This window comes from Herbaspirillum sp. SJZ099, assembly GCF_007828355.1.
Classification (GTDB): Bacteria; Pseudomonadota; Gammaproteobacteria; order Burkholderiales; family Burkholderiaceae_D; genus Herbaspirillum.
Map to the genome: position 1 here is coordinate 33,000 of NZ_VIUO01000004.1, position 12,254 is coordinate 45,253.

The 12,254-nt window shown below is 64.0% G+C and carries 8 protein-coding genes; all 8 read left to right on the forward strand.

Annotated features, from left to right (window positions below; translation table 11 throughout):
• Positions 1 to 394: 394 nt before the first annotated feature.
• Entirely contained in the window at positions 395 to 1,342 is a 948-nt protein-coding gene (gene scpB, locus FB597_RS10390) for an SMC-Scp complex subunit ScpB (RefSeq protein WP_141911760.1), read from the forward strand.
• The gene (gene rluB / locus FB597_RS10395; protein WP_144769497.1) at positions 1,329 to 3,203 is read left to right on the forward strand and encodes a 23S rRNA pseudouridine(2605) synthase RluB; all 1,875 of its coding nucleotides are present in this window, start codon (positions 1,329 to 1,331) and stop codon (positions 3,201 to 3,203) included. The genes scpB and rluB overlap by 14 nt, the downstream gene beginning before the upstream one ends.
• Positions 3,204 to 3,570: 367 nt before the next feature.
• A complete protein-coding gene (gene rimP, locus FB597_RS10400) occupies positions 3,571 to 4,065 on the forward strand; it encodes a ribosome maturation factor RimP (RefSeq protein ID WP_141911764.1) in 495 nt (164 codons plus the stop codon).
• Positions 4,062 to 5,621, forward strand: coding sequence for a transcription termination factor NusA (gene nusA, locus FB597_RS10405; protein ID WP_144769498.1), 1,560 nt, complete (start codon positions 4,062 to 4,064; stop codon positions 5,619 to 5,621). The genes rimP and nusA overlap by 4 nt, the downstream gene beginning before the upstream one ends.
• Positions 5,622 to 5,673: 52 nt before the next feature.
• Positions 5,674 to 8,523 carry a translation initiation factor IF-2 gene (gene infB / locus FB597_RS10410; RefSeq protein WP_141911767.1) on the forward strand — a complete coding sequence of 950 codons (2,850 nt, stop codon included), beginning with the start codon at positions 5,674 to 5,676 and terminating at the stop codon, positions 8,521 to 8,523.
• Positions 8,524 to 8,657: 134 nt separating this feature from the next.
• On the forward strand, positions 8,658 to 9,050 hold the full coding sequence (rbfA, locus tag FB597_RS10415; protein ID WP_141911770.1) for a 30S ribosome-binding factor RbfA: 393 nt from the start codon (positions 8,658 to 8,660) through the stop codon (positions 9,048 to 9,050).
• Positions 9,051 to 9,179: 129 nt separating this feature from the next.
• Positions 9,180 to 10,196 (forward strand): tRNA pseudouridine(55) synthase TruB, encoded by a 1,017-nt coding sequence (truB, locus tag FB597_RS10420; RefSeq protein WP_144769499.1) that lies wholly within the window; start codon positions 9,180 to 9,182, stop codon positions 10,194 to 10,196.
• A 172-nt stretch (positions 10,197 to 10,368) separates the two neighbouring features.
• A complete protein-coding gene (gene typA, locus FB597_RS10425; RefSeq protein WP_141911774.1) occupies positions 10,369 to 12,210 on the forward strand; it encodes a translational GTPase TypA in 1,842 nt (613 codons plus the stop codon).
• The last annotated feature ends 44 nt before the right edge of the window (positions 12,211 to 12,254 follow it).

Genomic DNA, 12,254 nt, shown 5'->3' on the forward strand with positions numbered 1-12,254 from the left:
CCGCAACAAGCGCCATGCCCGGAAATGTTTGTGCTACACTCCACGCAGTACTTTTTCAACTTTGCGCCAGACCGCCGCAACCTGTGCGGCCAATAATGGCTCCATGATGCAAAGTCGATAGTTGAAATGGTGCAGATCGGTCGTCAGCAACCCGCGACGTGACGGTTTGGCAAAAGCATGATGCCACCGCGATGCCGATTTGCCCGGGTCTTAATTTCCAGCTCATTCAATCTCCTATAAGTCGGGCGCCGGAAAGCAGCACCAACAGCATCAAGCACAGCGCAGCAGGTTTGCGAGTGACGGTTCCTTGGGCGGCGCCGCGGATCGGCGCAACCATGCCGCCGGGCCCGGTGCAAGCCAAACTTTTGTTTAACAAGACGCACAAGAGTCGTACATGAATATTGCAGAGGCGAAGAAAGTCCTCGAAACAGCATTGCTTTGCACGCATGAGCCTTTATCGATCAATGACCTGAAAAAGCTGTACGCCGACCCGGAAAGCGACCAAGCCAGCGAGATCACCGCTGATGTCATCCGGCAGTTGCTCGAAGAACTGCGTGCGGACTGGGCCGACAAAGGGGTGGAAGTGGCCGGCCTGTCGACCGGCTGGCGCTTCCAGAGCCGTCCGGAGATGAAGGTCTATCTGGAACGGCTGAATCCGGAAAAGCCGCCGAAATATACGCGCGCCACGCTGGAAACGCTGGCCATCATCGCCTACCGCCAGCCGGTGACGCGCGGTGACATTGAAGAAATCCGCGGGGTGGCTGTCAATTCGCAAACCATCAAGATGCTGGAAGACCGCGGCTGGATCGAATCGATCGGCCATCGCGACGTGCCGGGACGCCCGGCCCTGTTTGCCACGACCCGCAAGTTCCTGGACGACCTGGGGCTGACTTCGCTGGAAGAGCTGCCGCCGTTGCAGTCGGTCGGCGGCGAAGCGGCAGTCCAAGGGGCGCTGCTGGAATTGCAGGCCTTGGAAGGCAGCGGGGCGGCCGCGCTGGAAGGCGGAGAAGAGGGCGGCGCGGATGAGGCGTCGCACAGCGGCCAGCTGGAGCTGGGCGAGCCGCTTCCCGGCGAGGACGCCGCCAGCGTCGCCGTCGCGCAGGCCGAAGCAAATAGCGATGCCGCCGCGCCCCAGGACGGGGAAGTGGCAGACCAGGCGCAGCATACCGAACAAACGCAAGAACCTTTTGAACAAGACGTTGCCGTAACAGGCACAAACGCCCTCGAGACCGCCGATGAAGCGGCCGGCGTGCACATCGACACCACTGACCAGGCCGCTGAGCGGGAAGATAAAGCCGAGCCGGGTCTGCACAATCAAGATTCGAAGAATGAAACCAATTAGTTCCAAAGACGAGCAAAGCGCTGAGCTTGCTGCGGCTGATGCCGCCGCGACCGAAAAGCCGGTGAAAAAACGCACCCGCAAGGCCGCAGTGGCGGCGCCTGCAGAATCTGGCGCGCCTGTGGCGATTGCGGCCGATGCCGAGGCGCCGGCGCCCAAGAAGCGCGCGCCGCGGGCCAAGAAGGCCGTGAGCGAAGAGGCGGCCGCGCCAGCTGAGGCCGTTGCGGCGCCTGCCGACACGGCGGCGCCGGAGAAAAAGCCGCGCGCCGCCAAGCCGCGCGTGAAGAAAGCCGACAAGCCCGAAGAGCCGGCGACGGCCAAGCCTGTCAAGCCTGCCAAGCAACTGAGCCTGGCAATCGATGCGCCGGCCCAGGAGCCGCCCAAGGTCATCGTCACCGTCGGTGAAGAGATCGTGGCGCCGCCGGTGTTGCTGGACGCGCCGGCCGATCCGAACCGGGCCAAGCCGGCCCGCCGCGGCGTGCGCGGCCCCCGCGCCCTGCGCAACAACCGTGCGGCCCAGCGTGCCGAAGCCAGCGCCCAGCAAAAAGGCGGCGCGCCCGAGGCAGGCGCTGTCCAGGAGCCGCGCGGCCAGTTCAAGGCACAGAACCCGAACCACGGGCAGCAAGGCAAGAATGTTTTCGACAAGGGACACAAGAAGCCCAAGGCGCCGCAGCTGGGCCTGCGCGCGGCCGAACCGTCGGACGACATTTTTTCCTTCGTTACCTCCGAAGCCTATGACCGGGAAGACGGCGGCAAGAGCCAGAACCGTCATCCGCACCAGTTGCGCGGCAAGAACGGCCGCCGCGACCTGACCGCCGAGGACGATGCGCCCAAGCTGCACAAGGTGCTGGCTGACGCCGGCCTCGGTTCCCGCCGCGACATGGAAGAACTGATCGTCGCCGGCCGCGTGTCGGTCAATGGCGAACCGGCCCATATCGGACAGCGCATCCTGCCGACCGACCAGGTCCGCATCAATGGCAAGCTGCTGCAGCGCAAGGTTTCCAAGCGTCCGCCGCGCGTGCTGGTCTATCACAAGCCGGCCGGCGAAATCGTCAGCCATTCCGATCCGGAAGGCCGCAATTCGGTCTTCGACCGCCTGCCCACGATGAAGGCGGGCAAGTGGCTGGCCGTGGGGCGTCTCGACTTCAATACCGAAGGCCTGCTGCTGTTTACGACCTCGGGCGATCTGGCCAACCGGCTGATGCATCCGCGCTACAACATCGAGCGCGAATACGCGGTGCGTACGCTGGGCGAGCTGGAAGAGGGCATGCGCCAGAAGCTGCTGCACGGCGTTGAGCTCGACGATGGCCTGGCGCAGTTCTCGCGTATCGCCGACGGCGGCGGCGAAGGCGTCAACAAGTGGTATCGCGTGACCATCGGCGAAGGCCGCAACCGCGAGGTGCGCCGCATGTTCGAAGCGGTCGGCCTGACTGTATCGCGCCTGATCCGCACCCGTTATGGGGCGATGACGTTGCCGCAGACCTTGAAGCGCGGTCGCTGGGAAGAGCTGGAAGAAAACGCCGTGCGCAATCTGCTGGCCGCCTGCGGCCTGGAAAAGCCGGGCGGCGGCGAGCAGCGCACGGGCGGCAACCCCAAGAACGCCGGCCCGCGCGGCAACCAGATGCAGGGCAATAAGGGCGGTCCGCAACAGCGTGGCCGCGGCAATGGCGGCAATAACGGCAATGGCAACGGCGGCGGCAACAAGGGCGGGCAGCAGAAGAGCCGCCAGCCCGATCCGTTGCAAACCGCATTGGGTTTCCCGGACATCGGCAGCCAGCGTCGCAACAACCGCCCGCAGCGTGGCGGCGCCGGCAGCTTTGCATTGTCCGGCCTGCCTGGCATGACGCGCCGCCGTACGCGCTGACGCTCCCGTTCCGGGCGTTTGGTTGCTGCAAGGCAATTGAGGCGCCCGGCGGGTTTGCGAGGCGCTTTTTCCGGGCGTTGCTGTCGCGCCCGGCGCATTTCGCCCCAATCTTGAATTGCTGCGCATACCGTAATCGAGTATAATGCGCAAGTTAAACGCAACCGCCGCGAATCGCATATGTGCTAATTCATTGAAAGATCCGCCAGCGCCATGAGTTAGATGGATGAAGGGAGGTTCGCGTGATGTGATCTCGGTGTTGCGCAAGAGATAACAAAAGATGGGCGGATGCCCATTTTTTTTTTTGCTGAACAGATTCGACATCGGCGTCCCTGGCGGGGCGTGCCGATGCCATTACGGAGAAATAGTCTTGCAATTGCTGGAGTTGATTGAATCCACCCTGTCGGGAATGGGCTACGAGCTGGTCGAGTTCGAGAAGGCGGCGCGCGGTCTTGTGCGCGTCTATATCGATTTCCCGTTCGACCCGGCTGCCGAGGAGGCGCGTTCGATCACCGTCGAGGATTGCGAGAAGGTGACGCATCAGCTGGTGCACGTCTTCACTGTGGAGAACGTGGCCTATGAGCGTCTGGAGGTTTCCTCGCCAGGGCTGGACCGGCCCCTGAAGAAGCAGGCGGACTTTGTCCGCTTTGTCGATTGCGAAGCGATCGTCAAGTTGCGCGTGCCCATGCCGGGCACGGCCAACCGCAAGAGCTACCAGGGCATGCTGCGCGAGCCCGAGGGCGAGAACCTGATGCTGGAATTTGAAGCAAACGATGGGTCGGCAGCCGTATTGAGTTTTACGCTGGCTGATGTGGATAAGGCACACCTGGTGCCACAGGTCGATTTTAGGAGTCGCAAAGGATGAGTCGCGAAATTTTGTTGTTGGTCGATGCACTGGCACGCGAAAAGAACGTCGATAAGGAAGTGGTCTTCGGAGCGCTGGAACACGCGCTGGCCCAGGCCACCAAGAAGCGCTATGAGGGCGAAGTCGACATCCGCGTATCGATCGACCGCGAAAGCGGTGAGTTCGAGTCGTTCCGCCGCTGGCACGTAGTGCCCGACGAGGCCGGCCTGCAGCTGCCCGACCAGGAAGTGCTGCTGTTCGAAGCCAAGGAACAGTTCCCGGATATCGAAGTCGATGAATACATCGAAGAGCCGATCGAGTCGGTCGAGTTCGGCCGCCGCTTCGCGCAGGATACCAAGCAGGTGGTCCTGCAGCGCATCCGCGACGCCGAGCGCGAGCAGATCCTGGCCGATTTCCTGGCCCGCGGCGATGCCCTGGTGACCGGCACCATCAAGCGCATGGAGCGCGGCGACGCCATCATCGAGTCGGGCAAGATCGAGGCGCGCCTGCCGCGCGACCAGATGATCCCGAAGGAAAACCTGCGTATCGGCGACCGTGTGCGCGCCTTCATCCTGCGCATCGACCGCAGCGCCCGCGGCCCGCAGGTGATCCTGTCGCGCACCGCGCCTGAATTCATCATGAAGCTGTTCGAGCTGGAAGTGCCGGAAATCGAACAAGGCTCGCTGGAAATCAAGTCGGCCGCGCGCGATCCGGGCGTGCGCGCCAAGATCGCGGTATTTACCGCCGACAAGCGCATCGACCCGATCGGCACCTGCGTGGGCATGCGCGGTTCGCGCGTGCAGGCCGTCACCGGCGAGCTGGGCGGCGAGCGCGTGGACATCGTGCTGTGGTCGGAAGATCCGGCGCAATTCGTCATCGGCGCACTGGCCCCGGCCAACGTCACCTCGATCGTGGTGGATGAGGAAAAGCACGCCATGGACGTGGTGGTTGACGAGGAAAACCTGGCCATCGCCATCGGCCGCGGCGGCCAGAACGTGCGCCTGGCAGCGGAGCTGACCGGCTGGCAGATCAACATCATGACCGCCGAGGAATCGGCCGACAAGTCGGCGCTGGAAACCGCGGCGATCCGCACGCTGTTCATGGAAAAGCTGGACGTCGACCAGGAAGTGGCCGACATCCTGGTCGAGGAAGGCTTCTCGACCCTGGAAGAAATCGCCTACGTGCCGATCAACGAGATGCTCGAGATCGAATCGTTCGACGAAGAGACCGTCAACGAGCTGCGCAACCGCGCCCGCGATGCCCTGGTAACCGAAGCGATCGCTTCCGAAGAAGGCCTGGAAGGCATGGACGAGGAACTGATCAATTTCGACGGCCTGGACCGTGTGCTGGCCGGCAAGCTGGGCCTGGCCGGCGTGAAGACGCTGGCGGCCTTCGCCGGCCTGGCGTATGACGAGTTCGGCGCGATCCTGGCCCTGCCGTCCGAGCGCGCGCGCCAACTGATTGAAAATGCATTTGAAGATGTGACCGACGATGAAATGAAGCTCATCGATGCCAAATACGATGAGCGCGCCAAGGCGTTGCAGGCCAAGGCATGGAGTGCGACCGAAGCCCGTTGAGGCTTTGCATCACTTCACATCATCTGCCGAGCCACATAGAAAAGAGGACTGAATGGCGAGTACCAACGTTGCCCAATTTGCCACCGAGCTGAAAATGCCCGCCGACCTGCTGTTGACCCAGCTGCGTTCGGCCGGCGTCGAAAAGAGCTCCGCATCCGATTCCCTGTCGAAGGAAGACAAGGACCGCCTGCTTGAACACCTGCGCCGTTCGCGTGGCGCCTCGCCGGAAGGCGAGAAGAAAAAGATCACGTTGACCCGCAAGGAAACCACCGAGATCAAGCAGGCCGATGCGACCGGCAAATCGCGCACGATCCAGGTGGAAGTGCGCAAGAAGCGCACTTTCATCAAACGCGACGAACCGACGCCGGAGGAAACTTCGGCGCGCGCCGCGGCGGTTCCGCACGAGCAGGCCGAAACCCCGGACCAGGTGCAGGCGCGTCAGGAAGAGGAAGCTCGCCGCCAGGCAGAACTGAAGGCGCAGGAAGAGCGTCTGGCGCAACTGGAGGCCGAACGTGCCGCCCAGGCCCAGGCTGCCGAACTGGAGCAGCAGCGCGCCCGTGAGGCCGCCGAGGCGGAAGCCGCCCGTGCGGCCGCCGAGGCCGCCATTGAAGCCGAGAAGGCCAAGGCTGGCGCGCAGGCCGCGCAGGCCGCGCCGAATCCGGCTGAGGAAGAGAAGAAGCGCGCTGCGGCCGAAGAAGCCAAGAAGAAGGCGGCCGAGGCCGCCAAGGTAGCCGCCGAACGCGCTGCCGCCGCCGAGCGCGCGCGCAAGGCGGTGGAAGACGAAGTGGCGCAGATCAAGGCCATGATGAATGCGCCGCGCCGGGTCGTGAAGGCGCCGGAACCGGCGCCGGCCGCCGCGGCCAAGACATCGGAAGGCACGTTGCACAAGCCGGCCGACAAGAAGCCGGGCGACAAGCCGGCGGACAAGAAACCGGCAGTCGCGGCGGACAAGAAGTCGATCAAGTCGGCCAATGTCTCCTCGACCTGGCAGGACGACGCCAAGAAGCGCGGCACCGGCATGAAGGCCCGCGGCGCGACTGGCGCCGGCGGTGGCCGCGACGGCTGGCGCTCGGGCCCCAAGGGCCGCCGCCATTCGCATAGCGACGACCAGCGCGAAAGCAATTTCCAAGTGCCGACCGAAGCCGTGGTGCACGACGTGTACGTGCCGGAAACCATCACCGTGGCCGAAGTGGCGCACAAGATGGCGGTCAAGGCTTCCGAGGTCATCAAGCACTTGATGAAGCTGGGCCAGATGGTCACCATCAACCAGGTGCTGGACCAGGAAACCGCGATGATCGTGGTCGAGGAAATGGGCCACCGCGCGCATGCCGCCAAGCTGGACGATCCGGAAGCATTGCTGGTCGAAGGCGAAGAGCATACCGACGCGGAAGCGCTGCCGCGCGCTCCGGTGGTGACCGTGATGGGCCACGTCGACCACGGCAAGACCTCGCTGCTGGACTACATCCGCCGCACCAAGGTGGCGTCGGGCGAAGCCGGCGGCATTACCCAGCACATCGGCGCATACCACGTGGAAACCCCGCGCGGCATGATCACCTTCCTGGATACCCCGGGCCACGAAGCGTTTACCGCGATGCGTGCCCGCGGCGCCAAGGCGACCGACATCGTCATCCTGGTGGTGGCGGCCGACGACGGCGTGATGCCGCAGACCAAGGAAGCGATTGCCCACGCCAAGGCTGGCGGCGTGCCGCTGGTGGTGGCAATCAACAAGATCGACAAGCCGGGCGCCAATCCCGACCGCGTCAAGCAGGAACTGATCGCGGAAGAAGTGGTGCCGGAAGAATACGGCGGCGACGCTCCGTTCATCGCGGTATCGGCCAAGACCGGCGAAGGCATCGACTCGCTGCTGGAAAACGTGCTGCTGCAAGCCGAAGTGCTGGAACTGACCGCGCCGGTCGACGTGCCGGCCCGCGGCCTGGTGATCGAAGCCAAGCTGGACAAGGGCCGCGGCCCGGTGGCGACGATCCTGGTGCAGTCCGGTACCTTGAAGCGCGGCGATGTCGTGCTGGCCGGTTCCGCCTATGGCCGCGTGCGCGCCATGCTGGACGAGAACGGCAAGAACATCAGCGAAGCCGGCCCGTCGATCCCGGTCGAAATCCAGGGCCTGACGGAAGTGCCGTCGGCCGGTGAAGAAGTGCTGGTCATGACCGACGAGCGCAAGGCGCGCGAAATCGGCCTGTTCCGCCAGGGCAAGTTCCGCGACGTCAAGCTGGCCAAGCAGCAGGCCGCCAAGCTGGAGAACATGTTCGAACAGATGAGCGAAGGCGAGGTCAAGAACCTGCCGATGATCATCAAGACCGACGTGCAAGGTTCGCAGGAAGCGCTGGTGCAGTCGCTGCAGAAACTGTCGAACGCCGAAGTGCGCGTCCAGGTGGTGCATGCGGCAGTCGGCGGCATCACCGAAAACGACGTCAACCTCGCGGTGGCATCGAAGGCGGTCATCATCGGCTTCAACACCCGTGCCGACGCCTCCGCGCGCAAGCTGGCCGAAGCCAACGGCGTCGACATCCGCTACTACAACATCATTTACGATGCGGTGGACGAGGTGAAGGCGGCGATGTCGGGCATGCTGGCGCCGGAAAAGCGCGAACAGGCGCTGGGCCTGGTGGAAATCCGCCAGGTGTTCGTGGTCAGCAAGGTCGGCTCGATCGCCGGCTGCTACGTGCTCGAAGGCCTGGTCAAGCGCGGTTCCCAAGTCCGCCTGCTGCGCAACAACGTGGTGGTGTGGACCGGCGAACTGGATTCGCTCAAGCGCTTCAAGGACGACGTCAAGGAAGTCAAGTCGGGCTTCGAGTGCGGTCTCTCGCTCAAGGGCTACAACGACATCGAAGTGGGCGACCAGCTCGAGATCTTCGAAGTGCAGGAAGTGGCGCGTACGCTGTAATTCCGGGGCCGCCCGGCGGGATCGTCCCGTCGGCGGCCGCGCTGGCAACGCGCTTCCACAAGCAACAGCAACATCCGTCGCAGCAATGCGGGAGAGTTTCCCGCGCAGCCACCGGCGGATTGTTTTTTTGAACAATGGCAAAACACAGCAAATCCATCCCCGGGCGCGGCTTGCGCGTCGCCGACCAGATCCAGCGCGATCTGGCGGAATTGATCGCCTTCGAATTGAAGGATCCGCGCGTAGGGATGATCACCATTACCGAAGTGCAGGTCACGCCTGACTACGCGCACGCCAAGATTTTCTTCACCACGCTGGTGGACAATCCTGAGGCGGTGAAGAACACGCTGGCCGGCCTGCGCAAGGCGGCAGGGTTCCTGCGGACCCAATTGGGCCGCAGGCTGACTATCCATACCTTGCCGGAACTGCATTTCGTGCACGACAACTCGACCGCGCGCGGCATTGAAATGTCGCGCCTGATCGACGAAGCCAATGCCACGCGCGCCAAGGACGCGGACGACGAAGCCTGAGGCTTGGCGTCCTATGCCGCGCGCGGTCAAGGACCGCGGCATTCATTGACATATCAATCGGCCGGCCCGGCCGCGCATGCCCGGCATCGCCTGGCGCTCGACGCAGCTCACAGGCCGTTCGTCCATCACATGGCAGACAACATACCGGCGCACGGATCGTCCTCCCCCCAGGCAACGCAAGAGCAGGATGGCGAGCGCAAGAAACGCCCGGCTCCGGCGGCGCGCGTGCCGCGCCCACCGCGTATGCCGGTGCATGGCGTGCTGCTGCTGGACAAGCCGGCGGACCTCTCCAGCAACGACGCCCTGATCCGCGCCAAGCGCATGCTCAATGCGCCCAAGGCCGGGCATACCGGCACCCTTGATCCGTTCGCCACCGGCCTGTTGCCGCTGTGCTTCGGGGAGGCCACCAAGTTCTCGCAAGATTTGCTGGAGGCCGACAAGACCTACGAGGCCGTCGTCCACCTTGGCATCAAGACCGATACCGGCGATACCGAAGGGCAGGTCATCGGCGAGCATGCCGTCGAGATCGGGGCCGCACAGATTGAAGCGGCGCTGGCGCAGTATCGCGGCGACATCCTCCAGGTGCCGCCCATGCATTCCGCATTGAAACGCGACGGCAAGCCTTTGTACGAATACGCGCGCGCCGGCATTACGCTGGAGCGCGAGGCGCGCGCGGTCACCATCCATCATCTGGAAATGCTGGCCTACCAGGCGCCGATGCTGACTATCCGCGTCACCTGCAGCAAGGGGACGTATATTCGCGTGCTGGGCGAGGACATCGGCCAGGCGCTGGGTTGCGGCGCGCACCTGAACGCATTGCGCCGCACCGGTGTCGGCCCGCTGACGCTGGCAGGCGCGGTGACGCTGGAGCAACTCGAGGCGGCCGGCGAGCTGGCGCAGCGCAAGGACATGTTGTTGCCGGTGGACGGCTTGCTGCAGAGTTTTGCCGCCGTGCAGCTGCCGGATGAACTGGCGCGTCGTTTTTTGCACGGACAGCGGCTGGCCCTGGGCAAGGAAGGCGTGGCAGTGCCGGAGCAAGCCGGCCGGGTGCGGGTGTACCGCGTTTCCGACGGTTGCCTGTTGGGCACCGGCTTGTTGCAGGAATACGCCATCCTGGCGCCGGAACGATTGGTGTCCACCGCCTGAGCAGGTGCGCAGGCCGGGGATGCAAATGGGCAGTAAAGCGGTTTTTGCCGCTCCTTCGCGGTTGTCGCGAAGGGGCGGCAAGCCGTTGAAAATACAGGTCTTTTTAAATTTCATGCGGCGCAGCATGCTATAATGCGCGCCTTCCAAGAATCGGCATCAACCTACATTCACCATGTCAAACAATATCCGCGCAATTCGCAACATCGCCATCATTGCCCACGTCGACCACGGCAAAACCACCCTGGTCGACCAACTGCTGCGCCAGTCCGGCACCTTCCGCGACAACCAGCAGGTCGATAACCGCGTGATGGATTCGAACGACATCGAAAAGGAACGCGGCATCACCATCCTGTCGAAGAACTGCGCGGTGGAGTACAAGGGCACCCACATCAACATCGTCGACACCCCGGGCCACGCCGACTTCGGCGGCGAGGTCGAGCGCGTGCTGTCGATGGTCGACAGCGTGCTGCTGCTGGTGGATGCCCAGGAAGGCCCGATGCCGCAGACCCGTTTCGTCACTCGCAAGGCGCTGGCGCTGGGCCTGAAGCCCATCGTGGTCCTCAACAAGATCGACCGTCCGGGCGCGCGCGCCGAGTGGGCCATCAACGCCACCTTCGAACTGTTCGACAAGCTGGGCGCGACCGAAGAGCAGCTGGACTTCCCGGTGATCTACGCTTCGGGCCTGAACGGTTACGCCAGCCTGGATCCGGAAGCGCGCAGCGGCAGCATGGAACCGCTGTTCGATGCCATCCTGAAGTACGTGCCGGCGCGCAAGGACGATCCGGACGCGCCGCTGCAACTGCAGATCACTTCGCTGGAATACTCGTCCTACGTCGGCAAGATCGGCGTCGGCCGTATCCTCGCCGGCCGCGTCAAGGGCGGCCAGGACGTGGTCTGGATGAACGGTCCGACAGACAAGCCGACCAAGGCCCGTATCAACCAGGTGCTGACCTTCAAGGGCCTGGAACGCGTGCTGGTCGATGAAGCGCTGGCCGGTGACATCGTGCTGATCAACGGTATCGAGGAAATCGGCATCGGCTCCACCATCTGTGCGCCGGACGCGCCCAACGGCCTGCCGATGCTGAAGGTCGACGAACCGACCCTGACCATGAACTTCATGGTCAACACCTCGCCGTTGGCCGGCCGCGAAGGCAAGTTCGTCACCACCCGCCAGATCCGCGACCGCCTGGAGAAGGAACTGAAGTCCAACATGGCGCTGCGCGTGGTGCAGGCCGAGAACGACGACTCGACCTACGAAGTGTCGGGCCGCGGCGAACTGCACCTGACCATCCTGATCGAGAACATGCGCCGCGAAGGCTTCGAACTGGCCGTGTCGCGTCCGCGCGTGGTGTTCCGCATGGTTGACGGCGTGCGCGAAGAACCGTACGAGAACCTGACCGTGGACGTCGAAGAAACCCACCAGGGCGGCGTGATGGAAGAACTGGGCCGCCGCCGCGGCGACCTGCAGAACATGGAACCGGACGGCAAGGGCCGTGTGCGCCTGGAATACCACATCCCGGCGCGTGGCCTGATCGGCTTCCAGGGCGAATTCATGACCCTGACCCGCGGCACCGGCCTGATGAGCCACGTGTTCGACGACTACAAGCCGGTCGATACCACCAAGGGTGAACTGGCCGGCCGCCGCAACGGCGTGCTGATCTCGCAGGACGACGGCGCCGCCGTGGCCTACGCACTGTGGAAGCTGCAGGATCGCGGCCGCATGTTCGTCAGCCACAACGACCCGGTCTACGAAGGCATGATCATCGGCATCCATTCGCGCGACAACGACCTGGTGGTGAACCCGATCAAGGGCAAGCAGCTGACCAACGTGCGTGCTTCCGGCACCGACGAAGCGGTGCGCCTGGTGCCGCCTATCGAGCTGAACCTGGAATACGCCGTCGAATTCATCGAGGATGACGAGCTGGTCGAAGTCACGCCGAAGAGCATTCGCCTGCGCAAACGTCACCTGAAGGAACACGAGCGCAAGAAGGCGTCGCGCGAAGAATCGATTTGATGCGGGGAAACGGCAGCTGCGTGCGGTTGCCGTTGGAGCGGGGC

Bases quoted from the DNA above. Each gene is read 5' to 3' on its own strand.
- scpB (WP_141911760.1), top strand. From the start codon at position 395: ATGAATATTGCAGAGGCGAAGAAAGTCCTCGAAACAGCATTGCTTTGC.
- rluB (WP_144769497.1), top strand. From the start codon at position 1,329: ATGAAACCAATTAGTTCCAAAGACGAGCAAAGCGCTGAGCTTGCTGCG.
- nusA (WP_144769498.1), top strand. From the start codon at position 4,062: ATGAGTCGCGAAATTTTGTTGTTGGTCGATGCACTGGCACGCGAAAAG.
- infB (WP_141911767.1), top strand. From the start codon at position 5,674: ATGGCGAGTACCAACGTTGCCCAATTTGCCACCGAGCTGAAAATGCCC.
- rbfA (WP_141911770.1), top strand. From the start codon at position 8,658: ATGGCAAAACACAGCAAATCCATCCCCGGGCGCGGCTTGCGCGTCGCC.
- truB (WP_144769499.1), top strand. From the start codon at position 9,180: ATGGCAGACAACATACCGGCGCACGGATCGTCCTCCCCCCAGGCAACG.
- typA (WP_141911774.1), top strand. From the start codon at position 10,369: ATGTCAAACAATATCCGCGCAATTCGCAACATCGCCATCATTGCCCAC.